Origin of the sequence: Pseudomonas sp. BYT-1 (assembly GCF_023611805.1) — a bacterium.
Taxonomy (GTDB): Bacteria; Pseudomonadota; Gammaproteobacteria; order Pseudomonadales; family Pseudomonadaceae; genus Aquipseudomonas; species Aquipseudomonas guariconensis.
Genome location: NZ_CP072559.1, coordinates 4799552 through 4822671, shown reverse-complemented (window position 1 = coordinate 4822671; position 23120 = coordinate 4799552). Strand labels below are relative to the sequence as shown.

The window sequence follows — 23120 nt, the reverse complement described above, 5'->3', positions numbered from 1 at the left end:
GCCTCTGAAGGTAACGCCCGGTCAGGCTCCAGCCTGTCCGGGCGTTTGCCGCTTTAGTTACAGGTAGCAAGAATGGCAAAAGAATATAGCCGTACCCAACGCATCGGCGATCAGATGCAGCGCGAGCTGGCCGAACTGATCCGTCGTGAAGTCAAGGATCCGCGTGTCGGCCTGGTGACCATCACCGCCGTGGATGTCAGCCGTGACCTGGGCCATGCCAAGGTCTTCATCACCGTCATGGGCCAGGATGGCGCCGATGCCGTGCCGCAGACCCTCAAGGCCCTCAACAGTGCAGCGAGTTTCCTGCGCCTGCACCTGGGGCGTGTCATGCAACTGCGCAGCGTACCGCAGCTGCATTTCCACTTCGATGAGAGCGTCAGCCGCGGTGCCCACCTGTCGGCGCTGATCGAGCGTGCAGTGGCGGAAGATCGCCTGCACAAGGATGCCGACAAGCCGGACGCCGAGGAGTAATCGGTGGCTCAGGTCAAACGAATCCGCCGCAACGTAAGCGGCATCATCCTGCTCGACAAGCCGTTGGGGTTCACCTCCAACGCCGCGTTGCAGAAGGTCCGCTGGCTGCTCAATGCCGAGAAGGCTGGCCATACCGGTAGCCTCGACCCTTTGGCCACTGGCGTGCTGCCGTTGTGCTTCGGCGAGGCTACCAAGTTCTCCCAGTACCTGCTCGACTCCGACAAGGGCTACGAGACAGTCATGCAACTTGGGCAGACTACCAGTACCGCCGATGCCGAAGGCGAGGTCTTGCAAACCCGCGATGTGACCGTTGGTCGTGCAGATATCGAAGCTGTTTTGCCACGTTTTCGCGGTGAAATCAGTCAGGTACCGCCGATGTACTCGGCCCTCAAGCGTGACGGCCAGCCGCTGTACAAGCTGGCACGTGCAGGAGAGGTAGTGGAGCGCGAGGCGCGTTCTGTTACTATTAGCCGCTTGGAGTTGATCGAGTGCGAAGGCACTCGGGTTCGCCTGTCGGTCGGTTGCAGCAAAGGCACCTATATCCGCACCCTGGTGGAGGATATCGGTGAGGCGTTGGGCTGTGGTGCCTACGTCGCGCAACTGCGCCGTACCCAGGCCGGCCCCTTCGAGCTGGCACAGACCGTGACCCTCGATGAGCTCGAGCAGGCCCACGCCGAAGGTGGCAACGAAGCGCTTGATCGCTTCCTGATGCCGTCCGACAGCGGATTGCAGGATTGGCCACTGGTGCGTCTCTCCGAGCACAGCGCGTTCTACTGGCTGCATGGCCAGGCGGTTCGTGCGCCGGATGCGCCGCAGTTCGGCATGGTCCGAGTACAGGATCACAATGAACGCTTCATCGGTATCGGTGAGGTGAGCGAAGACGGGCGTATTGCGCCGCGTCGACTGATTCGGTCGGAATGATCGAAACCGTACGTCCAAGCCCTGGCCCAAGCGTACGGAACCGAGGGTGGCTGTTAATAGGCACGGTCACACCTCTACTCATTAATACAGGGATTCGTCCCTGGCCTATTGGAGACCGTCCGCGGGATCCGTTTATCAGGAGAAGCCAAATGGCCCTCAGCGTTGAAGAAAAAGCTCAGATCGTTGCCGAATACCAGCAAGCCGCCGGCGATACCGGTAGCCCGGAAGTGCAGGTTGCTCTGCTGACCGCCAACATCAACAAGCTGCAAGGCCACTTCAAGGCCAACGAGAAAGACCACCACTCCCGTCGTGGTCTGATCCGTATGGTTAACCAGCGTCGTAAGCTGCTGGACTACCTGAAGGGCAAAGACACCACTCGTTACAGCGCCCTGATCGGTCGCCTGGGTCTGCGTCGCTAATAGCGTCCTGGCCAGTGGTGTGCATGGCGTGTCGCAGGTTTCGGGAGTGCTGCCTGGCAGCACTCGCGTCAGGCACGCCACGCGTATCTCCGAGGTTGGCAGCCTGGTTGTGCTGAGCGGTTTTACCGCGCAGCGGCCAGGCTCCCAGCCTCGTGTTGTATCTGGACGGTCAATGGGGCCGATTCCCCGTTCTGCCCAAGAATTCGCAAGAACAAGTTCCCCCCAGAGCCACTGAAAAAAGGTAGGAAACCGTGAACCCGGTAATCAAGAAATTCCAGTTCGGTCAGTCGACCGTAACCCTCGAGACGGGCCGCATTGCCCGCCAGGCGACCGGCGCCGTGCTGGTCACCGTCGACAACGACGTCACCGTGCTGGTGACCGTGGTCGGTGCCAAGCAGGCAGATCCAGGCAAGGGCTTCTTCCCGCTGTCCGTGCACTACCAGGAAAAGACCTACGCCGCTGGTAAGATCCCAGGTGGCTTCTTCAAGCGTGAAGGCCGTCCTTCCGAGAAAGAAACCCTGACTTCGCGCCTGATCGACCGCCCGATCCGCCCGCTGTTCCCTGAAGGGTTCATGAACGAAGTGCAGGTTGTCTGCACCGTGGTTTCCACCAGCAAGAAGACCGATCCGGACATCGCTGCGATGATCGGTACTTCGGCTGCCCTGGCCATCTCCGGTATCCCGTTCGAAGGCCCGATCGGCGCAGCCCGCGTTGCCTTCCACGAAAGCACCGGCTACCTGCTGAACCCAACGTACGAGCAACTGGAAGCCTCCAGCCTCGACATGGTCGTGGCCGGTACCGAATCCGCTGTACTGATGGTTGAATCGGAAGCCAAAGAGCTGACCGAAGACCAGATGCTGGGCGCTGTGCTGTTCGCTCACGACGAGTTCCAGGCCGTGATCCAGGCCATCAAGGAATTCGCTGCCCAAGCCGGCAAGCCGACTTGGGACTGGCAGCCAGCCCCAGCCAACACCGAGCTGCTGAACCTGGTGCGCGCCGAGTTCGGCGAGGCCATCTCCCAGGCCTACACCATCACCCTGAAGGCCGATCGCTACAACCGTCTGGGTGAGCTGCGCGACCAGGCCGTCGCCCGTTTGTCCAATGAAGAAACCGGCCCAACCGCCGGCCAAATCAAGGACATCTTCGGCGAACTGGAATACCGCACCGTCCGCGAGAACATCGTTAACGGCAAGCCGCGTATCGACGGCCGTGACACCCGCACCGTGCGCCCGCTGAACATCGAAGTCGGCGTTCTGCCCAAGACCCACGGTTCGGCCCTGTTCACCCGTGGCGAAACCCAGGCCCTGGTCGTCGCGACCCTAGGTACTGCCCGTGATGCCCAGCTGCTGGATACCCTGGAAGGCGAGAAGAAAGACGCCTTCATGCTGCACTACAACTTCCCACCGTTCTCGGTAGGCGAGTGCGGTCGCATGGGCGGCGCTGGCCGTCGTGAAATCGGCCACGGCCGTCTGGCTCGTCGTGGCGTCCAGGCCATGCTGCCGAGCGACAGCGAGTTCCCATACACCATCCGCGTCGTATCGGAAATCACCGAGTCCAACGGCTCCAGCTCCATGGCCTCGGTCTGCGGTGCCTCCCTGGCACTGATGGATGCAGGCGTACCGATGAAGGCGCCTGTAGCCGGTATCGCCATGGGTCTGGTCAAGGAAGGCGACAAGTTCGCAGTCCTGACCGACATTCTGGGTGACGAAGATCACCTGGGCGACATGGACTTCAAGGTTGCTGGTACCGCCAAAGGCGTTACCGCACTGCAGATGGACATCAAGATCAACGGTATCACCGAAGAGATCATGGAAATCGCCCTGGGCCAGGCCCTGGAAGCGCGCCTGAACATTCTCGGCCAGATGAATCAGATCATCGCCCAGTCGCGCAGCGAGCTGTCGGCCAACGCACCGACCATGCTGGCGATGAAGATCGACACCGACAAGATCCGTGACGTCATCGGCAAAGGCGGCGCGACCATCCGCGCTATCTGCGAAGAGACCAAGGCTTCGATCGACATCGAAGACGACGGTTCGATCAAGATCTTCGGCGAGACCAAGGAAGCGGCCGAAGCGGCCAAGCAGCGCATCCTGGGCATTACCGCTGAAGCCGAGATCGGCAAGATCTACCTGGGCAAGGTCGAGCGCATCGTCGACTTTGGCGCCTTCGTCAACATCCTGCCGGGCAAAGATGGTCTGGTGCACATCTCCATGCTCAGCGATGCGCGTGTAGAGAAGGTCACAGACGTTCTGAAAGAAGGTCAGGAAGTCGAAGTGTTGGTACTGGACGTGGACAACCGCGGCCGTATCAAACTGTCGATCAAGGACGTTGCGGCTGCCAAGGCCTCCGGCGTCTAAGCCTCTTCAGGCGAAAGAAAGGACCCAATAGGGTCCTTTTTTTTTCGCCTCGATTTTTCCTTGGTCCACTTGCATCTTGCATGCAGGATTTTGCCTGGCCTTGCAAATTGCACGATCGCAATCCGAATCGATTATTTTAACTATTTGAATTTAAAGAGATTTTTTATCCGGAAAAGCTGGCACAGCACATGCAACGGTAGGTTTACCTGCTGCCAGGAACCACGGCGCAGACCTTTCGAACAACAGGAGTGACTCACATGAAGAAATTCGCCATTGCTGCCGCTACTGCCACCGCCCTGACTCTGACCATGGCTAATGCGGCATTTGCCCAGCAGCCCGCCCAGTCGTCCCCAATGACGCTGGCGGCCGGTGAAGTGACCAAGGCCAAGGAAGAGACTAAAGACACTTGGATCACCACCAAAGTGAAGGCCGACCTGATGACAGAGAAAGGCATCCCTGGCAGCGACATCAAGGTCGAAACCAATAAGGGTGTGGTCTCCCTGTCTTCTGACGTGGCGATCACCGCCTCGCAGAAAGAACAGGCGATTGCCATCGCCAAGGCTATCAAGGGTGTCCAGGCTGTGTCGGCTGACGGCCTGAAAACCGAGTAAGGATTGTCCCGTCGGCCAAAAGGATTTGGCCACCTTTTCATCGAGGGCCGCTGTGCGCCCCTTTCGCTAGCGTTGACGCGAGCGACAGGGCCGTACAGCGGCCTTCGACTTTCATTCACCGCCCAAACGTACAGGGTTGAACGTGATCACATCACTCTCGAAGCATTCCTGCTCGACGATCAGCGGCTCCACCAATGGCCGGCTGTCACGGAAATGCGCGGTTTGGGTGTGCGCCTCGTACGCGGCGTCGTCGCGATAGATCTCATAGAGGTAGATCACGTCCGGATCGAGACGGTCCTGTGACACATCGAACACCAGACAACCTGGCTCATTGGCCACCGAGGCCGCCGCATTGACCTTGATGGCGTTCAGAAATTGTTCAGCGCTGCCGTTCTTTACACGGGTCTTGATGAAGAGGCTGTACACAAAGCGATCCTTTTGTTTTAAATTTGCTCGCAAATTGTATACATATAAGGAGCCGCGTCCATGTCTGATCTTCCTGCCCGTCCTGGCCGTCTGAATGGTCTGCGTCATCTCGCCCTGCTGGTTCCCAACCTGGAAGAGTGCGAACGTTTCTACGTCGACCTGCTTGGTATGGAAGTGCTGCACCGGGCTCACGAAGATCTGGTCTACCTGACCTGCGGTAACGACAACCTGTCCCTGGGGCGCGGTGCGGGTGCGGCTAACGGCTTGCAGACCTTGGACCACTATGGGTTCATTGTCGACAGCGTGGAAGAGCTGGACGCTTGGTACCTGTACTTCAAGGCGCACGGTGTGACCCTGCTGGATCGCCCATTCGATCATGGCGATGGTGCGCGTAGCTTCCATGTCCTCGACCCGGCCGGCAACAAGGTGCAACCGCTGTATCACCCGGCGGTTTCCGGACAGCGGCTGGTCTGAAGGTAGGGTTTGCGGGTAGCTCCGCTCCTACAGGGCCACTACACCCTCTGTAGGAGCGGGTTTACCCGCGAAGATGACACCGGTGGCCAAGGGCACCCCAAGGTGCCTGCAGGGGCGGGCTACTCGGCATCCAAGTGCAATGGCGTGATGACCCGCCCATCGCTTTCAGCCTGGCCCAGGTTGGTATCGATGAAGTACACCCGGTCGTCTTCCAACTGACCTTTGTCCACCAGGTAGTCCTTGATGCTGCCAGCCCGATCTTGGCCCAACTGACGCAACAGCGCGGTACTTTCAGCCCAGGACTTGATCACCGCATCGTGCAGCTTGGCGGTGCGTTCGTCGCGGCTCAGTTGTTGCCATTCGGCCGGAGGTTGCTGTTTGAGACGGGCGCGGTAGATACCCTCGAGCATCGCCGGTTTGTCACTGTCATCGACCACCAGCATCGATGCATTGGCTGGCACCTTGTCGCCGCGGCGCTGGAGGATCTTGTACCAGGTCGCCTGGTACTCGCGCTCCAGGCGTTGCTTGGCGATCAGCGGGCCATCGCTGCTCTGAGCACTGGTGCCTTCGATTTCCAGGCGCAGTTCCGGGCGCTCCTTGAGCGCACTGGCCAGTTTGTCCAGTGCGGACTGGGCGTCGGCACTGAGGTCGCTGGAGCCTGGCGCGAATGCCACATTACCCAGATCCTCGGCGCCACCGCCGGCAATCAGTCCGCCGATGAACTTGAACGGTGCCTGGGCTGCGCGCAGCACCAGATTGCGCAAGGTTTGCCAGATGATCGGCATGACGCTGAACTGTGGATTGTTCAGGTCGCCGGTCACCGGCAGCTCGATGGAGATCTTGCCTTCGGTGTCCTTGAGCAGGGCGACTGCCAGGCGGATCGGCAGGTCCACGGCATCGGGGCTGTCGACCTTCTCACCCAGCTGCAGCTGCTCGACCACCACCTTGTTTTCAGCCTTGAGTTGGCCGTTGGTGATCAGGTAGTGCAGGTCCAGGTTCAGTCGGCCTTTGCGGATGCGGAAGCCCGCGAACTTGCCGGAGTAGGGCGTCAGCGTGGTCAGCTCGACGCGTTTGAAGCTGGTGGCGATGTCCAGGCTGGCCAGTGGGTTGAACGGGTTGAGCGCACCTTTGATGGTCACCGGTGCGTAACGATCGACCTTGCCTTTCACATCGACCTTGGCCGGTGCCGGCTTTCGGTTGTCGATGGTGCCGATCTGGCCGTTGAGCTGCTGGATGGCAGTGGCGAAGTTGGGGGTCAGGGTGAGGTCGGCGAAGTTGGCCGAGCCATCGTTGATGTCGATGCCACCGATGCGGATGCCCAGCGGCTTTTCAGTGCTGGCAGTGGCCGGCTTGGTTTGACTGGTTGCGGGTGCGCTGGCCGGTTGAGGGATCAGCAGATCGTCGACGTTGGTGGTGCGGTCTTCATTGATGATGAAGCGTGCATAGGGCTGCAACAGCGCCACCTTGTCGATCGACAGGGCATCGCCATGGACATACGACAGACCGCTCAGATCCAGTTGCTGCCATTTGACGAAGTCGCGATTTTTGATGGTGTCCAAAGTGTGCAGCTGGCTGACCTGGGCTTTGCCGCCGACGCTGAAGGCCAGTGGTTCGGTACTCTTGAGATCGACCTTCAGGTCGCTGGAAAGCATGCCGCTGCGCAATTCCAGGCGGATGAACGGGCTGATGTAGGCCTGGGCCACGCGCAAGTCGATATCACGGGTGCTGACATCCAGCTTGGCGGTGACCGGCGCCAGATTGACTTGGCCGGCCGCCTGCAGTTTGCCTTGCTTGCCGACCCCGGTGTCGAGCTTGAGTGTGAAGGGCGACTGGTTGAGGCTGTCGAAGTTCTGCAGGTCGGCGTTGAGCGGGCCCACATCCAGTGCCACAGGCTCCTTCTGGCTACGGTCGGCCAGGTGTACCTGATAGTTGCGCAGTTGCACATCCTTGAGCAGCACCTGCCAGGGCTTGCTCGGCTCCTTGGCGGCCTTTTCCTCGGCACTCGGCTCGGCAGCGGCAGGTTCGGCTTTTTCCTTCGGGGTGGCCTTGGCCGGCTGACTGGCGAACAGCTTTTGCCAGTCAAGCTGGCCGTCGCGTTCGAGGGCGGCCCAGGTCTCGAGCTTTTCGCTGCGGATCTTGCCGACGATGATCTGTTGTTTGGCCAAATCGATGGAAGTTTCGCTCACGTCCAGACTGGCCAGACGCGCCAGCGGGCGTCCGTCCGGTGCCTTGATGGCGAAGGGGGCGACGCGCACCGAGGTGTTGTCCAGCAGCAGCTCGGTTTCCTTGGACAGATTGAGCTTGTAGTGAGTGTCCAAGCTGACCACGCCTTCTTCCAGCACCAGGGGGACCGCATCGCGCACATAGGGCCAGAAGGCTTTCATCCTGCCTTCGGTGACCTTGAGGGTTCCTTCGGAGGCGATAGGGGCCAGGCTCAGGGTACCGCTCCAGTCGATGCGTCCACCATTGGGGCCAATGGCCACCAACGCCATGTCGGCATTGTCGTCGGGCAGGGTGCTGAGGTTCTTCAGTTCCAGGTTCATGGAGTCGTAGAGGAACTCGATGGGTTCGCTCGGTCGCAGGTCCTGGAAGTGCAAATAGCCTTCGTTGAGCTTGATGCTGCCGATGCGCAGCGGGAAGGGGTCGCCTGCGGGCTCCTCAGGTTTGGGCTCGCTGGGCGGCAGTTTGAACAGCTGGGTCAGGTTGAGGCTGCCATCCTTGGCGAACAGCACCTCGTTGCGTGGCTTGTCCAGCTCGACAGCCTCCAAGTGCAGGGCCTTGGTCCACAGGCTGTCGAGCGAGAGGTTGGCATAGAGGCGTTCGAAGCCCACCTGCTCCTTGCCCGGTTCGCCGATCTGCAGACCCCAGAGCGTGAGCTCGAGGCTGAACGGGTTGAACTCGATACGTTGCAGGTGTGCCGGCACCGTGGCGTATTGCGCCAGTTGTTGGTTGGCGATGCGCAGGCCGACACCGGGGATGATGAGAAAGCCAAGCAGGCTGTACAGGGCCACGAGGGCCAGCATGGCGCCGAAGGCGCGCGTCAATCCTTTGGGCATGTAAGACGTCATCTGTCTGAAGCGGGGTGCCTTGGAGTATGGCACGTTAAAACGGTTCCGACGAAGCGACCAAAAACCTCACTCGAGTCCCATACGCCGTCTTGCCCGGTGTGCCGAGCCGTTGCGCATGGCCCAGCGCAGCACCGGAGCGATGCGATTGATGCCCAGGCGGATCATGCGCTGCTGAAGAGGATTCTGGTGCAGATCGAGCATATCGCGGGCCCAGTCCGGCAGCAGGTCGATGCCGGCATTGAGCATCAATTTGCCGACCGGTTGCGCCATGCGGCTGGGAGCTGGGGCATCAAGCAGGATATCCACCACCTCATGACTGCGTGCGTCGCACAGCAGCTGTGGGCGCATGCATTGCAAGTAGTCTTCGACTGCCTGACACGAGCGCGGTACATCGCTTGCCCCCAAGCGTTCGGCGATCAGGGCGATCTCGTTGTAGTAGGCGTCCTGGGCCTCGCGGCTGAGATGGGGGTTGCGGTAGCGCAGGTGGGCGGCCAGGAAGCTACTGACCTCGGCGACATGGACCCAGGTCAGCAGGTCGGGGTCGCTGGCGGCATAGGGGCGCCCGTCGGGGGCAGTGCCCACGACCTTGAGGTGGATGGTGCGGACCTTTTCGATCAGCCATTCGGCATCGCGGGTCGAGCCGAACGTGGTGCCGGAGATGAACTGGCTGGTGCGGCGCAGGCGACCGAGCAGGTCCTGGCGGAAGTTGGAATGGTCCCACACCCCAGCCAGGGCCAAAGGGTGCAGCAGTTGCAGCATCAAGGCGCTGATACCGCCGACGAGCATGCTGGGGAAGTCGCCGTGCACCTGCCAACTGATGCTCTGCGGGCCGAACAGGCCCGGGTCACCTTTGGGGGATTCCAGGTCGAGCTGGCCTAGGGCCAGCCCGGTGAGGCTCATGACCTGAGTTTCGATGCGGCGGCGTAAGGCTTCCATGGCGGTCCCGCAGGCCGCCATGGGCGGCCGTCTATTGATTGAGGCGATTGTCGATCAAGCCCTGGACCACGGTCGGGTCGGCCAGGGTCGAGGTATCGCCCAGGTTGTCCAGCTCGTTGCAGGCGATTTTGCGCAGTATACGCCGCATGATCTTGCCCGAGCGGGTCTTGGGCAATGCCGGCGCCCACTGGATCAGCTCGGGTTTGGCGAAGCTGCCGATCTCCTTGCTGACCAAGGCCAGCAACTCGTTCTTGAGCGTGTCGTCCGGGGTGACGCCGTTCATGGGCGTGATGAAGGCATAGATGCCCTGGCCCTTGAGGTCGTGCGGGTAGCCGACCACGGCGGCCTCGGCGATGCTGTCGTGGAGCACGAGAGCGCTTTCGACTTCGGCGGTGCCGATGCGGTGGCCGGAAACGTTGATCACATCGTCGACGCGCCCGGTGATCCAATAATCGCCATCGGCATCGCGACGGGCGCCGTCACCGGTGAAGTAGTAGCCGGGCATGGGCTTGAAGTAGGTGTCGACCATGCGTTGATGGTCGCCATAGACACTGCGGATCTGCCCGGGCCAACTGGCTTTGATCACCAGCAGGCCTGCGCCTGGGCCTTCGATGACCTTGCCTTTTTCGTCCAGCAGCACCGGTTGCACGCCAAACAAAGGTTGCGTAGCGCAGCCCGGCTTGAGGTGGGTGTTGCCTGGCAGCGGGCTGAGCATGATGCCGCCGGTCTCGGTCTGCCACCAGGTATCGACGATGGGGCAGCGCTTCTGGCCCACCGCCTCGAAGTACCATTCCCAGGCTTCCGGATTGATGGGCTCGCCCACGCTGCCGAGCAGGCGCAGGCTTTGTCGGGAGGTGTTCTGTAGGGGCGCCGAACCTTCGCGCATCAGTGCGCGCAGGGCGGTGGGGGCTGTGTAGAAGATGTTCACCTGATGTTTGTCGACCACCTGCCAGAAGCGCGAGGTGTCCGGGTAATTGGGCACGCCTTCGAACATCAGCGAGATGGCGCCGTTGGCCAGGGGGCCGTAGACGATATAGCTGTGGCCAGTGACCCAGCCGACATCGGCGGTGCACCAGAACACCTCGCCATCACGATAGTCGAACACCACCTTGAAGGTCAGCGTGGCCTGCAGCAGGTAACCAGCGGTGGTGTGCAGCACGCCCTTGGGTTTGCCGGTACTGCCGGAGGTATAGAGGATGAACAGTGGATCTTCAGCTTCCATGGCCTCGGGCGGGCAGTCGTCATCGGCCTGTTCCGTGGCTTCGTGATACCAGAGATCACGGCCCTCGCTCCAGGCGATATCGGCCCCGGTGCGCCGTACCACCAGCACGCTGCTGACCGCCGGGCAACTGGCCAGGGCCTTGTCGACGTTCTGCTTGAGCGCAATGCGCTTGGCGCCGCGAACCCCTTCGTCTGCGGTGATCACCGTGCGGCAGTCCGCGTCCAGAATGCGATCACGCAGGGCATCGGGTGAGAAACCACCGAACACGACCGAGTGAATGGCGCCTATGCGGGTGCAGGCGAGCATGGCATAGGCCGCCTCAGGGATCATCGGCATGTAGATGCACACACGATCGCCTTTCTTCACCCCACGGGCCTTCAGGGCATTGGCGAGACGGCAGACCTGGCGGTGCAGCTCGCGGTAGGTGATGGCCTTGGCGTCCTTGGGGTCGTCACCTTCCCACAGCAACGCCGTCTGCTGGCCGCGGGTGGCCAGGTGGCGGTCGATGCAGTTGTAGCTGACGTTCAACTGGCCACCGTCGAACCAGCGCGCCTTGCCGGTCTTCAGATCGCATTGCTGCACACTCGACCAAGGCTTGATCCAGTCCAGGCGCTTGGCCTGTTCGGCCCAAAAGGTATCGGGATCTTCGATCGACTGGCGGTAGAGACGCTGGTAGTCGTCGGGGGAGAGGGCGGCGGACTGGCTCACGGCCAGGGCCTGGGGGTAGTTGCGGATATCGAACATGGCGGGTTGTCCTGCTCTTGTGAGGGGCGAGGGACTGCAGCGGCTATTCGATGGACAGTGTAGAAGGTAGGGGTGTTCCCTGGAGGGCCGCCCCGGTGATTGAGTTGCGTGGTCAGCGTACCTGTGGAGCTTTAGCCGCGAAGCAGGCGTACCGGTGCATGGCACAGGCCGGGTCGGCACTCGCGGCTAAAGCCGCTCCCACGGGGCGCTGGGCACATCTGCGAGTGATATGCAGCACCGTGAAAGCGACCCTATATCAACCGCGGTGGCGACCGCGGAAGTAGTTGATCAGGCCTTGGGTGGAGCCATCCTCAGCGCTGTCTTCCAGACTGCCGACCAGGCGTTGGTATACGCCCTTGCCCAACTCCTTGCCCAACTCCACGCCCCACTGGTCGAAGGCATTGATACCCCAGATGACGCTCTGTACGAACACCTTGTGTTCGTACATGGCCACCAGCGCGCCGAGGCGACGAGGGCTGATGCGCTCTACCACCAAGGTATTGCTCGGGCGGTTGCCCGGAATCACCTTGTGTGGTGCCAGCTTCTCGATGTCCGCTTCATTCAGGCCTTTGGCGCGCAATTCGGCCTCGGCTTCCTCGCGGGTCTTGCCGAGCATCAGCGCCTGGCTCTGGGACAGGCAGTTGGCGTACAGCCACTGGTGGTGGTCGGCCACCGGATTGAAGCTCACCACCGGGACGATGAAGTCGGCCGGGATCAACTGGGTGCCCTGGTGCAATAGCTGGTGGTAGGCGTGTTGGCCGTTGCAGCCGACGCCGCCCCAGATCACTGGACCGGTATCGGTTTTCACCGGGGTGCCGTCCTGCAGCACGCTCTTGCCGTTGGATTCCATGTCCAACTGCTGCAGGTGCTTGGTGATATTGCGCAGGTAATGGTCGTACGGCAGGATCGCGTGGCTCTGGGCGCCCCAGAAGTTGCCGTACCACACGCCCAGCAGGGCCAGCAGCACTGGCATGTTCTTATCGAACGGCGTGGTCTGGAAGTGCTGGTCCATGGTGTAAGCCCCGGACAGCAGCTCCTTGAAGTTTGCGGTGCCGATGGCCAGTGCGATCGGCAGGCCGATGGCCGACCACAGCGAGTAGCGCCCACCCACCCAATCCCACATCGGGAAGATATTCTCTTCGCGCATACCGAAGGCCACGGCGGCGGCCTTGTTGCTCGATACCGCGATGAAGTGGCGGTACAACTCGGCCTCGGAACCGCCCTGGGCCAGGTACCAGGTACGCGCGGCGGTGGCGTTCTTCAGGGTTTCGAGGGTGTTGAACGATTTGGACGAGACGATGAAGAGGGTGGTCTCGGCACGCAGATTGGCCGACAGCTCATGGAACTCGCTGCCGTCGATGTTCGCCAGGTAATGGCAGCGCACGCCACGCTGGGCGTAGGGCAGCAAGGCTTCGGAGACCAGCTCCGGCCCCAGGAAGGAGCCGCCGATACCGATGTTCACCACGTCGGTGATGGGCTTTTCGCTGTAACCGCGCCACAGGCCGTCATGGATACGGCCCACCAGTTCGGTGATCTGGTTGAGGACCTTGTGTACTTCCGGCATCACATTGACGCCATTGACACTGAGCTTGTCGCCCACCGGGCGGCGCAGGGCGGTGTGCAGGACCGGACGACCTTCGGAGGCGTTGATGATCTCGCCGCTGAACATCGACTTGATGGCATCGGCCAACCCGACCTGGTTGGCCAGGTTCACCAGCAGATCGCGGGTCTGCTCGGTGATCAGGTTTTTCGAGTAGTCGAGGAACAGGCCGCAGCTGCTGAGGGAAAACTGATCGAAGCGCTTGGGATCGGCTGCGAAGGCTTCGCGCATGCTGAAACCCTGCATGGCGTCGCGGTGTTGCTGGAGCGCCTGCCAGGCGGGCAGTGCCGTCACATCGTGGGGGGTACGGTAATACGCCATTGCGGATGCTTTCCTTGGTGCGTGATGGGCCTTGGACAACAGACAGTTGCTGGCAGTTGCAGGCTGGCCATCATTATAGGCATTGGCTGTCAGGAAGGAATGGGGGGCTTTGCGCCCCCTCACGAGCTCCCGCCCCAGGTATCACGCAGTCTTTTCGTCCAGGTGCAGGTACAGGTTGTCGATCAAGCGGGTAGTGCCCATGTAGGCCGCAGCCAGGATCACCAGGTCGCGGTCATCGATCATTGCCGGGCGCAAGGTCACGGCGTGGCGCACTTCCAGGTAGTCTGGGCGGAACCCAGCGGCAACCAGTTGCACCTGCCCCTCGGCAATCAAAGCGGGATAGTCACGCTGGCCCTTGGTGATGGCCTCGGCCATGGTCTTCAAGGTTCGGTACAGCGCAGGCGCAGCAGCGCGCTGCTCCGGGCTCAGGTAGCCGTTGCGCGATGACAGCGCCAGGCCATCCTCGGCGCGCACGGTGGGCTCGCCGATGATCTGGATCGGCATGTTCAGGTCGCGCACCATGGCGCGGATCACCGCCAACTGCTGGAAGTCCTTTTCGCCGAACACTGCAAGGTCGGGCTGGACCATGTTGAACAGCTTGCTGACCACGGTGGCGACGCCTTCGAAGTGTCCAGGGCGGCTGGCGCCACACAAGCCTTCGGACAGTTGCGGCACGCTGACGCGCGTCTGCACTGCCATGCCGTCGGGGTACATCTCCTCGACGGTGGGCGCGAACAGCAGGTGGCACCCAGCTTCGAGCAAGCGCTCTTGGTCGGCGGCGAGGGTACGGGGATATTTGTCCAGGTCTTCGCCGGCGCCAAACTGCAGCGGGTTGACGAAGATGCTCGCGACCACGAAATCGGCACGCTGCGCGGCTTTGGTCACCAGTGCGGCATGGCCACTGTGCAGGTTGCCCATGGTCGGCACGAAGCCGATCCGCTTGCCTTCGCCGCGGGCGCGTGCCACGGCGGCGCGCAGTTCTCGGACGGTCTTGACTGTATTCATGCGCTGAACCCGTGTTCGCTACCTGGGAAGCTGACTGCCTTGACCGCTTGCACGTAGGCAGCCAGGGCGCTGTGAATATCCGGCTGGCCTTCCATGAAGTTCTTCACGAACTTGGGCACACGCCCGCTCAGGGATAGCCCGAGCATGTCATGCAGGACCAGCACCTGACCGTCGGTGGCGCTGCCGGCTCCGATACCGATGACCGGAATGCTGACCGCCTGGGTGATCTCGGCGGCCAAGTCGCTGGGCACGCACTCCAGCAGCAGCATGGCCGCACCGGCTTGTTCCAGGGCGATGGCGTCGGCACGCATTTGCCGAGCCTGGGCTTCCTGGCGGCCCTGAACCTTGTAGCCGCCTAGCACATTGACGGTCTGCGGAGTCAGGCCCATGTGCGCGCACACTGGCACGCCACGTTCGGCCAGCAGGCGGATGGTCTCGGCCAGCCAGGCGGCGCCTTCGAGCTTGATCATGTGGGCGCCGGCCTGCATCAGGGTGGCGCAGTTGGCGAAGGCCTGCTCAGGTGTGGCGTGGGCCATGAACGGCAGGTCGGCGAGGATCAGGGCGCCCTCGTTGCCACGCTTGACGCAGGCAGTGTGGTAGGCCATTTCGGCGGTCGTGACCGGCAGGGTACTGTCATGGCCCTGCAGGACCATGCCCAGGGAGTCACCCACCAACAGTATTTCCACGCCGGCTGCGCAGGCGGCCTTGGCGAAGGTCGCGTCGTAGCACGTCAGCATGGCGATTTTCTCACCCTTGGCCTTGAGGCCGTGCAGGGTGGTCAGGGTTACTTCAGGCATGTAGGAAATCCTCGTTCAGGCGCTGTGAAAAACGACTGCGTACAACGCGTGTAATCATCTTCCGGAGCGGCACATCATCGTGTGTGATGTTCGGGCACAGGTCCGTCCGAGCCTAAATAGGTAAAAAGGCGGCACTTTGGTGCCACGGGACGCCTATAGTCGTGAGCGAGGGGGGGGAAGTCAATCACCCTGTTACCGCATTGTTACGATCAGGGTGTTACTGGCGTTACCGTTGTCCGAAACGCCCGGATTACAGGCGTTCCAGACCCACGAAGGGGCAGGCCTCAAGCAATTGCGCCAGGCTACGGCCGTCGGCAAGGTGGAAATCGGCGGGTACCAGCTCAGCCAGGGGATAGAGCACGAAAGGGCGCGCCTGCATGTGGTAGTGCGGGACTTTGAGGCGTGGCACGTCGATGACTTGGTCGCCGAACAACAGGACGTCCAGGTCGAGGGTACGGGGCCCCCAGCGCTCCTTGCGCTCGCGGCCTTGGTCAAGCTCGATGGCCTGAAGGGCGTCGAGCAACGCCAGTGGCGCGAGATGGGTGTCCACGGCGGCCACGGCATTGGTGTAGCGCGGTTGGCCGGGGAGCAGGGAGTCGCTGGTATAGAAAGCCGAGGTGGCTGCCAGGCGGGTACCTTCGACGTTGTCCAGCGCCTGCAGGGCGCTTCGCAATTGTTCGGCGGGCTCGGCCAGATTGCTGCCCAGGCCAATGTAGGCGCGGGTCGTCATGTTCAATCCCAGTTTTCGTCGCCGCTGCGCTTGCGCTTGCTGCCACTGCGCTTGCGTTTGCGGGGCGCGGCACCGGCACCGTCGTCGCGGCTGCCCAGGTCACGGATCATGTCGCGACGTTCGCTGTCGTTGGCGTCCTGATAGTCTGTCCACCATTGGCCCAGATCGTCGGTTTCCTCGCCGGCGCTTTCGCGCAGTAACAGGAAGTCGTAGCCGGCGCGGAAGCGTGGGTTGTCGAGCATCATGTCGGCGCGCTTGCCACTGCGGCGTGGCAGACGCTCCTGCATGTCCCAGATCTCGCGGATCGGCAGGGTGAAACGCTTAGGTATCGCGATGCGTGCGCACTGTTCGGCGATCAGGTCGTGGGCGGCGTTGTTCATGGCCGGAATCGGCGGCACACCCTGGCTTTGCAGGTACAGCGCGCGGCCCGGCAGCGCCGGCCAGAGCAGGGCAGCGAACAGGAAGGCCGGGGTGACCGGCTTGCCTTGCTTGACCCGCAGGTCGGTGTTGGACAGCGCCTGGCTGATCAGGGTGTGGGTGTAGGTCGGGCGTTCTTCCAGCGCATGGGCGCTGGCCGGGAACAGTGGGTCGAATAGGTGCAGGTCCACCAGCATCTCGAAGGTGATTGCGCCTTGGCCGGAAAGGAACAGCTTGAGGCTTTCTTCGAACAGGCGCGCTGGCGGGATCTCTCGCAGCAGCGGAGCCAGGTCGCGGATTGGCTGAACCGTGTGCTTTTCGATGCCGAAATCGAGCTTGGCGGCAAAGCGCACGGCTCGCAGCATGCGCACCGGGTCTTCCTGGTAGCGTTGGGTAGGATCACCGATCAGGCGCAGCAGGCGGTTGCGGATATCGTGCACGCCGTTGGCATAGTCGAGGATCCGTTCGCTGACCGGGTCGTAGTACAGCGCGTTGATGGTGAAGTCACGACGCTGGGCGTCGTCTTCCAAGGTGCCATAAACGTTGTCGCGCAGAATGCGCCCGCTGGCATTGTGCGACGAGCGGTGGCTATCGCCTTGATCTTCTTCGGAGTGATGGGCACGGAAAGTGGCGACTTCGATGATCTCACGGCCAAAATGCACGTGGACCAGCTTGAAGCGGCGGCCAATGATTCGAGCGTTGCGAAACTCTGCGCGGACTTGCTCAGGAGTGGCACTGGTGGCGACGTCGAAATCCTTGGGATTGATACCCAGGAGCAGGTCGCGGACGCAGCCGCCGACCAGATAGGCCTGGTAACCGGCGCTTTGCAGGCGCTCGACGATACTCACCGCGTGGCGGCTGAACTGGCTGCGTTGCAGCGAGTGCTGGCTCTTGTTGATCACTTCAGGCGTGGTGCGCCTGTGGTGCTGACCACGGATAGGAGGACGGAACGACTGGAACAGCTTCTTCAGCATGGGATGCACTGTTTGAAGGAATGTTCGGCCAAGAATAGGAGAATGGCCGCATGATGGGCGGGGATTCTAGCATTTACTCGGGGAATGGTGTAGGCGCTGCTTCGGAGGTGATGCTGGAGGGGGAGAAACGACATGGGGAGCCGAAGCTCCCCAGGAAAGTCGTTGCGTGCTCTTATTGTTTTTCTGCCGGGCTTCTTGTTTTTGTTGATGCCCTGCCCACAAATCTCAAAGCTTGTGGACGACCCCCAACCCGGGGGTGAAGAGCAAACGGATTGCTTTGGTCGCTGATGTTATGCTGATCGTTCGATCCAACCAGTTCAGGCGCTGCTTTTTAGTGCAGTTTTTGTTGTTCTCTGCCTGGCTGTGGGGCAAGCCCCAAACACAACTCCTCTCCAAAAGAATCAGTTAGCTGCGCCTCCGCCGTCTTGTTTTTATTGTGCGTGAGCCGTTTCGTCTTGTTCTTATTCTGGATTGCAGTGCTTGTTATTGTTCTTGTACCAGACATATAGCAGGTGCCGTGCCAACTTTGCTAAACCCAGCAAAATCAAGGCTTTGCGGGTTCTGTGCTTTCGGTGTCATGCAGAAAATGTCGAAATTTCGTTACCGTACGCCTCGGCTGATGTTACGCCTGGGCGGGTGGGGTAACAGATTCCTTGGGCAACTGCGCTGTTACCGAGGAACACCGGCAACGCCGGTGTCAGTGCGGCGAGTAGGTTTCTTCGTGGCGGCACCCGCTCCCGCAGGTTTCGTGGCGCATTCATCGACACGCTGTACCTGTAGGAGCGGGTTCGTCCACGAATAGGCGCGAGTGAGCACCACAAGACAGTGGGTTTCTCACGAGCTGCGTGGTGTTTTGGGGAGGAAGGCGCAGGCAGGAGAAAACCCTCCTGCCTCTGTAGCGGGGAGGGGCGGATCAATTGTCGCTAGTGGCATTGCTCTTGCGCCGTGGAATACCCAGGCGTTGACGTCGTTCCCACAGGCATTTGCGGCTGACGCCCAGCTTGCGGGCCAGCTCGGTCTCGGTCATGTGATCCTGATGCTCGAGGACGAAATGCTGGAAGTAGTCTTCCAGGGACAAGTCCTCGGTTGGTTCATGGCTGGCGTTGTTGGTACCGGCGCCGGCCACGGCCGGAGCGGTGTCGAACGGCCCTTCGTCCTCCAGGCCGCTCAACTCGATGTCGATGCCCAGCAGATCAGCGGAGATTTCCGCGCTCTCGCTGAGAATCACCGCGCGCTCCACGGCGTTTTCCAGCTCGCGTACGTTGCCTGGCCAACTGTAATGACGGATCGCTTGCTCGGCCTCGGCGGAGAAGTGCAGATCGTCTCGGCCGATGCGAGCGCTCTGGCGGGCCAGGAAGGCATCGGCGATTTCGTTGACGTCGCTGCCGCGCTCACGCAGGGCCGGAAGCTTCAGGGCAATCACGTGCAGGCGGTAATAAAGGTCTTCGCGGAACTGCCCTGCCTTGGCCAGGTTCTTCAGGTCGCGATGGGTCGCGGCTATCAGACGGACATCGACCTTCTGCGATTGCACCGAGCCGACCCGACGGATCTCGCCTTCCTGTAGCACACGCAGCAGGCGGGCCTGGGCTTCGAGTGGCAGCTCGCCGATTTCATCGAGGAACAGCGTACCGCCGTCGGCCGCTTCGACAAGGCCGGCACGGCCTGCGCTGGCACCTGTGAACGCGCCTTTCTCGTGGCCGAACAGTTCGGACTCGATCAGGGTTTCCGGGATGGCCGCGCAGTTGACCGAGATCATCGGGGCTTTGGCGCGACGCGAAAGGTTGTGCAGGGCGCGGGCGACCAGCTCCTTGCCGGTGCCGGATTCACCCTGGATCAGGACATTGGAGTCGGTAGGCGCGACCTTGCGGATCTTGCCGAACATGTCCTGCATCGGTGGGCACGAGCCAATGATGCCGATCTCGCCGTTGGCCGAGGCCGGGCTGGCCTTGTCGGCGGCGACTGCCTTGCCGTTGGCGCGCGGCTCGGCGGCGCTGACGGCGGCAGGTGCCGGGGCGTTCTGCCGGTCGCGCAGGATGCGCGCCACGGCCTGGAGCATCTCGTCGTGATCGAAGGGCTTGGCGATGTAGTCCACCGCGCCCATTTTCATCGAATCGACCGCCGAGCGCAGGCTGGCATAGCTGGTCATGATCAGCACCGGTGTGCCCTGGCCGAGCTTGATCAACTCGGTGCCCGGGGCGCCGGGCAGGCGCAGGTCGCTGACGATCAGGTCGAAGGTGGCAATGCTGAAGCGTTCCTGGGCTTCCTGCACCGAGCCGGCTTCGCTGACTTGGTACTGGTTCCGCTCGAGCAGTCGACGCAAGGCCGAGCGGATGATGGTTTCGTCTTCGACGATCAGAATGTGCGGCATTGATTCAATTCTCTCGACGGTCTCGAATTTCAGGGGACGTCGCTACGACATGCCTTGGCAGGGTCACGCGGATCCGGGTACCACGTTGGCGTTCGATATCGGCCGGGCTGTCGATGGTGATTTGCCCATAATGCTCTTCCACGATGGAATAGACCAGAGCAAGCCCCAGTCCAGTGCCTTCGCCAGGGTCCTTGGTGGTGAAGAAGGGCTCGAACAGCCGGTCCATGATGTTTTTCGGGATTCCGCTGCCTTCGTCCTCGACGATCAGGTCGACAGTGTGCTCACACACAGCGCTGCGCACACGCACGGCGCTGCCGGGCGGGGATGCGTCGCGGGCGTTGGAAAGCAGGTTGATCAGCACCTGGGCCAGGCGCTGGGGATCACCCTCGGCCCAGTGATCCGGGTCGCAGAGGTTGAAGAACTGTACTTCGAAATTGCGCCGGTTCAACGCCAGCAGACCAATGGCATCTTGCGCGACTTCGGCCAGGCACACCGGCTCCTCGCTGTTCTGGTGGCTGCCACCTGCATGGGCGAAGCTCATCAGCGACTGGACGATGCGCGAAACGCGTTTGGTCTGTTCGATGATCTGGCTGGAGAGTTCGATGATCTCGCCATCGCCTTCACGCTCTTCGCGCAGGTTCTGCGCAAGGCAGGCGATGCCGGTGATAGGGTTGCCGATCTCATGGGCCACGCCCGCAGCCAGGCGACCGATGCTCGCCAGGCGCTCTGAGTGCACCAGTTTGTCTTCCAGGGCCTGGGTTTCGGTCAGGTCCTCGACCAGCAGCACCAGGCCGCTGTTGCCCGGTGCCAAGGGCTCGGCGATGGCCGCCTTGTGCAGGTTGAGCCAGCGGGTCTGTCCGTCCAGGGCCAGGCGCTGCTTGTGCAGGTGTTCGTCGGGGATGTTGATGAAGTTCTGCAACAGCCCGCGCCAAGGCTCGCTGACAGTGACCAGACGCGAGCCGACCACGTGCATGGCAGCCACACCGGTCAGCTCTTCCATGGCTTTGTTCCACATCAGGATCTCTTGGTCCTTGGCCAAAGAGCACACGCCCATGGGCAGCTCCTGCAGCGTCTGGCGGTGGTAGCGGCGCAGGGCATCGAGCTCGGCGGCGAGACCGGTCAGGCGCGAGTGGTAGTCTTCCAGGCGGCTTTCGATGAAGTGGATGTCTTCGGTGACGTAGTTCTCGTTGCCCGATTTGTAGGGCAGGAAGGTCTCGACCATGTCCTGGGCCACGCTCGGCCCCATCAGGCCCGACAGGTTGGCCTCGATGCGGTCGCGCAGGCGGCGCAAGGCATAGGGGCGGCGTTCGTCGAAGGGCAGGTAGAGGTCACGCAGGGCCTGCTCGACTTCCTTCTGCGCAGCCTTCGCGCCCAGGGGCTTGGCCAATTGGGTGGCGAACTCCTGGGGCGAGGCGGCATGTAGCTCACGCCGTTGTGGCCGGCGCACGTTGTCCACGGCGCAGGCCTCGGCAGCGCTGACTTCTTCGCTGCTGGCATTGGTGAACAGCGAGATCAGGGTGAACAGCAGGACGTTGGCGGCCAACGAGCCGATGGCTGCCATGTGCCAGCTGGTGTCGTCCAGCACGTAGATCATGTCCAGCAGCGGGATATAGAAGCCCTGCAGATTGCCCAGCAGCGGCAGCAGCATGGTCACCATCCACACCGCGATGCCCGCCATCAGGCCGGCGATGAAGCCGCGGCGGTTGGCAGTCGGCCAGTACAGCACCGAAAGCACGCCCGGCAGGAACTGCAAGGTGGCGACGAAAGCGACGATGCCCAGGTTGGCCAGGCTCTGGTGATTGTTCTGGGTCAGGTAGAAGACGAAGCCTGCCGCGATGATGGCGACGATCAGGGCGCGCCGGGTCCACTTCAGCCAGCGGTAGATGTTGCCCTCGGCCGGTGGCTGATAGAGCGGCAGCACCAAGTGGTTGAGGGCCATCCCCGAGAGGGCCAGGGTTGTGACGATGATCAGCCCGCTGGCGGCAGAGAGGCCACCGACATAGGCGAGCAGGGCCAGCGCTGGGTTATCGGCGGCGATGCCCAGGCCCAGGGTGAAGTACTCTGGATTGGTGCTCGCGCCCAGGCGCAGGCCGGCCCAGAGCACCAGCGGCACGGCCAGGCTCATCAGCAGCAGGAACAGCGGCAGGCCCCAGCTGGCGCTGACCAGCGAGCGCGGGTTGAGGTTTTCGGTGAAGGCCATGTGGTACATGTGCGGCATGACGATGGCCGAGGCGAAGAACACCAGCAGCAGGGTTCGCCACGGACCTTCCTGCAGCGGCGTGTGCAGTGCGGCCAGCGCAGTCTGGTTCTGCAGCAGCCAGACCTCCAGCTGGTGCGGACCGCCGAATACGCCATACAGCGCATACAGACCGATACCGCCCAGGGCCAGCAGCTTGATCACCGATTCGAAGGCGATGGCGAACACCAGGCCTTCGTGTTTTTCACGCGTGGCGATGTGGCGCGAGCCGAAGAAGATCGTGAACAGGATGATCAACACGCAGAATGCGAAGGCTACCCGAGCCTTGACCGGCTCGCCGGTGAGGATGCTGATCGAGTCGGCCACCGCCTGGATCTGCAGGGCCAGCAGGGGCAGCACACCGATCAACATGAAGATGGTGGTGAGCGCGCCGGCCCACGTGCTGCGAAAGCGAAACGCCAGCAAGTCGGCCAGCGACGAGAGCTGGTAGGTGCGGGTGATCTTTAGAATGGGATAGAGCAGCACCGGCGCCAGCAGGAAGGCCCCGGATACCCCTAGGTAACAGGCCAGGAAGCCATAGCCGTACTGATAGGCCAGGCCCACCGAGCCATAGAAGGCCCAGGCACTGGCATAGACGCCCAGGGACAGGGTGTAGGTCAGCGGGTGGCGGATGATCGAACGCGGGATCAGCCCACGCTCGCTGATCCAGGCCACACCGAACAGCACCAGCAGGTAAGCGGCGCTGATCAGGATCATCTGGGTCAGGCTAAAGCTCATCGGCATCTCGTTGGCTCTGCAAAATGAAGGTGACGACGATGAGGATCAGCCAGAGCAGGTAGGGTCGGTACCAGGCACCGGTCGGCTCGATCCACCAGTCCATGATGGCCGGGGAAAACAGGTAGATCCCCACGACCAGAAGCAGGACCAAACGATAGATGTACATGCTGGCCTCGAAGGTTGGGCGCTGCGGGCTTGGACTTATTATTGGCGCAAATGGCTGGGACGATGCTAGCGGGATTCATCCTCGCTCGGCAACAATTTGAATTTATTGGGTTTTTGCAC

At 61.9% G+C, this 23120-nt stretch carries 18 protein-coding genes; 6 read left to right on the top strand and 12 right to left on the bottom strand.

The window, feature by feature from the left end:
• Positions 1 to 72: 72 nt before the first annotated feature.
• The 5 genes from rbfA (at position 73) to J5X93_RS22535 (ending at position 4779) form a co-directional block, all read left to right on the top strand.
• A complete protein-coding gene (rbfA, locus tag J5X93_RS22555; RefSeq protein WP_043210088.1) occupies positions 73 to 471 on the top strand; it encodes a 30S ribosome-binding factor RbfA in 399 nt (132 codons plus the stop codon).
• 3 nt (positions 472 to 474) lie between these two features.
• Positions 475 to 1392, top strand: coding sequence for a tRNA pseudouridine(55) synthase TruB (gene truB, locus J5X93_RS22550; protein WP_043210085.1), 918 nt, complete (start codon positions 475 to 477; stop codon positions 1390 to 1392).
• A gap of 149 nt (positions 1393 to 1541) precedes the next feature.
• On the top strand, positions 1542 to 1811 hold the full coding sequence (gene rpsO, locus J5X93_RS22545; RefSeq protein ID WP_011532144.1) for a 30S ribosomal protein S15: 270 nt from the start codon (positions 1542 to 1544) through the stop codon (positions 1809 to 1811).
• Positions 1812 to 2062: 251 nt separating this feature from the next.
• On the top strand, positions 2063 to 4168 hold the full coding sequence (pnp, locus tag J5X93_RS22540) for a polyribonucleotide nucleotidyltransferase (RefSeq protein ID WP_043210083.1): 2106 nt from the start codon (positions 2063 to 2065) through the stop codon (positions 4166 to 4168).
• 257 nt (positions 4169 to 4425) lie between these two features.
• On the top strand, positions 4426 to 4779 hold the full coding sequence (locus J5X93_RS22535; protein ID WP_043210081.1) for a BON domain-containing protein: 354 nt from the start codon (positions 4426 to 4428) through the stop codon (positions 4777 to 4779).
• A gap of 111 nt (positions 4780 to 4890) precedes the next feature.
• Here J5X93_RS22535 and J5X93_RS22530 read toward each other — a convergent pair whose 3' ends face one another.
• On the bottom strand, positions 4891 to 5205 hold the full coding sequence (locus J5X93_RS22530) for a heme-binding protein (RefSeq protein WP_102082015.1): 315 nt from the start codon (positions 5203 to 5205) through the stop codon (positions 4891 to 4893).
• Between the two features lie 60 nt (positions 5206 to 5265).
• Between J5X93_RS22530 and J5X93_RS22525 the strand changes: the two genes are divergently transcribed.
• Complete coding sequence (locus J5X93_RS22525; protein ID WP_043210077.1) at positions 5266 to 5679, top strand: VOC family protein; 414 nt, start codon at positions 5266 to 5268, stop codon at positions 5677 to 5679.
• 119 nt (positions 5680 to 5798) lie between these two features.
• Here the strand turns inward: J5X93_RS22525 and J5X93_RS22520 are convergent, their stop codons facing one another.
• The 11 genes from J5X93_RS22520 to J5X93_RS22470 form a co-directional block, all read right to left on the bottom strand.
• The gene (locus tag J5X93_RS22520) at positions 5799 to 8735 is read right to left on the bottom strand and encodes a DUF748 domain-containing protein (protein ID WP_250034002.1); all 2937 of its coding nucleotides are present in this window, start codon (positions 8733 to 8735) and stop codon (positions 5799 to 5801) included.
• A 78-nt stretch (positions 8736 to 8813) separates the two neighbouring features.
• Positions 8814 to 9683, bottom strand: a complete 870-nt coding sequence (locus J5X93_RS22515; protein ID WP_250033998.1) for an oxygenase MpaB family protein — start codon at positions 9681 to 9683, stop codon at positions 8814 to 8816.
• Positions 9684 to 9714: 31 nt separating this feature from the next.
• Positions 9715 to 11649: an acetate--CoA ligase gene (gene acs / locus J5X93_RS22510; RefSeq protein ID WP_043210073.1), complete on the bottom strand. Its 1935-nt coding sequence runs from the start codon at positions 11647 to 11649 to the stop codon at positions 9715 to 9717.
• A 256-nt stretch (positions 11650 to 11905) separates the two neighbouring features.
• Complete coding sequence (gene pgi / locus J5X93_RS22505) at positions 11906 to 13570, bottom strand: glucose-6-phosphate isomerase (protein ID WP_043210071.1); 1665 nt, start codon at positions 13568 to 13570, stop codon at positions 11906 to 11908.
• A 141-nt stretch (positions 13571 to 13711) separates the two neighbouring features.
• Complete coding sequence (gene panC, locus J5X93_RS22500) at positions 13712 to 14575, bottom strand: pantoate--beta-alanine ligase (protein ID WP_043210067.1); 864 nt, start codon at positions 14573 to 14575, stop codon at positions 13712 to 13714.
• Positions 14572 to 15372, bottom strand: a complete 801-nt coding sequence (gene panB / locus J5X93_RS22495; protein WP_043210064.1) for a 3-methyl-2-oxobutanoate hydroxymethyltransferase — start codon at positions 15370 to 15372, stop codon at positions 14572 to 14574. Before panB ends, panC begins: the two co-directional genes overlap by 4 nt.
• Before the next feature lie 250 nt (positions 15373 to 15622).
• Entirely contained in the window at positions 15623 to 16102 is a 480-nt protein-coding gene (folK, locus tag J5X93_RS22490) for a 2-amino-4-hydroxy-6-hydroxymethyldihydropteridine diphosphokinase (protein WP_043210062.1), read from the bottom strand.
• A gap of 2 nt (positions 16103 to 16104) precedes the next feature.
• Positions 16105 to 17493 carry a polynucleotide adenylyltransferase PcnB gene (locus J5X93_RS22485; RefSeq protein ID WP_043210060.1) on the bottom strand — a complete coding sequence of 463 codons (1389 nt, stop codon included), beginning with the start codon at positions 17491 to 17493 and terminating at the stop codon, positions 16105 to 16107.
• 913 nt (positions 17494 to 18406) lie between these two features.
• Positions 18407 to 19861 (bottom strand): sigma-54-dependent transcriptional regulator, encoded by a 1455-nt coding sequence (locus tag J5X93_RS22480; protein ID WP_043210058.1) that lies wholly within the window; start codon positions 19859 to 19861, stop codon positions 18407 to 18409.
• Between the two features lie 4 nt (positions 19862 to 19865).
• Complete coding sequence (locus J5X93_RS22475) at positions 19866 to 22841, bottom strand: sensor histidine kinase (protein ID WP_168166402.1); 2976 nt, start codon at positions 22839 to 22841, stop codon at positions 19866 to 19868.
• On the bottom strand, positions 22825 to 23001 hold the full coding sequence (locus J5X93_RS22470) for a hypothetical protein (protein WP_003250005.1): 177 nt from the start codon (positions 22999 to 23001) through the stop codon (positions 22825 to 22827). The genes J5X93_RS22475 and J5X93_RS22470 overlap by 17 nt, the downstream gene beginning before the upstream one ends.
• Positions 23002 to 23120 lie beyond the last annotated feature (119 nt).

Bases quoted from the DNA above. Each gene is read 5' to 3' on its own strand.
- rbfA (WP_043210088.1), top strand. From the start codon at position 73: ATGGCAAAAGAATATAGCCGTACCCAACGCATCGGCGATCAGATGCAG.
- rpsO (WP_011532144.1), top strand. From the start codon at position 1,542: ATGGCCCTCAGCGTTGAAGAAAAAGCTCAGATCGTTGCCGAATACCAG.
- J5X93_RS22535 (WP_043210081.1), top strand. From the start codon at position 4,426: ATGAAGAAATTCGCCATTGCTGCCGCTACTGCCACCGCCCTGACTCTG.
- J5X93_RS22525 (WP_043210077.1), top strand. From the start codon at position 5,266: ATGTCTGATCTTCCTGCCCGTCCTGGCCGTCTGAATGGTCTGCGTCAT.
- J5X93_RS22520 (WP_250034002.1), bottom strand. From the start codon at position 8,735: ATGCCCAAAGGATTGACGCGCGCCTTCGGCGCCATGCTGGCCCTCGTG.
- J5X93_RS22515 (WP_250033998.1), bottom strand. From the start codon at position 9,683: ATGGAAGCCTTACGCCGCCGCATCGAAACTCAGGTCATGAGCCTCACC.
- acs (WP_043210073.1), bottom strand. From the start codon at position 11,649: ATGTTCGATATCCGCAACTACCCCCAGGCCCTGGCCGTGAGCCAGTCC.
- pgi (WP_043210071.1), bottom strand. From the start codon at position 13,570: ATGGCGTATTACCGTACCCCCCACGATGTGACGGCACTGCCCGCCTGG.
- panC (WP_043210067.1), bottom strand. From the start codon at position 14,575: ATGAATACAGTCAAGACCGTCCGAGAACTGCGCGCCGCCGTGGCACGC.
- panB (WP_043210064.1), bottom strand. From the start codon at position 15,372: ATGCCTGAAGTAACCCTGACCACCCTGCACGGCCTCAAGGCCAAGGGT.
- folK (WP_043210062.1), bottom strand. From the start codon at position 16,102: ATGACGACCCGCGCCTACATTGGCCTGGGCAGCAATCTGGCCGAGCCC.
- J5X93_RS22485 (WP_043210060.1), bottom strand. From the start codon at position 17,493: ATGCTGAAGAAGCTGTTCCAGTCGTTCCGTCCTCCTATCCGTGGTCAG.
- J5X93_RS22480 (WP_043210058.1), bottom strand. From the start codon at position 19,861: ATGCCGCACATTCTGATCGTCGAAGACGAAACCATCATCCGCTCGGCC.
- J5X93_RS22475 (WP_168166402.1), bottom strand. From the start codon at position 22,841: ATGCCGATGAGCTTTAGCCTGACCCAGATGATCCTGATCAGCGCCGCT.
- J5X93_RS22470 (WP_003250005.1), bottom strand. From the start codon at position 23,001: ATGTACATCTATCGTTTGGTCCTGCTTCTGGTCGTGGGGATCTACCTG.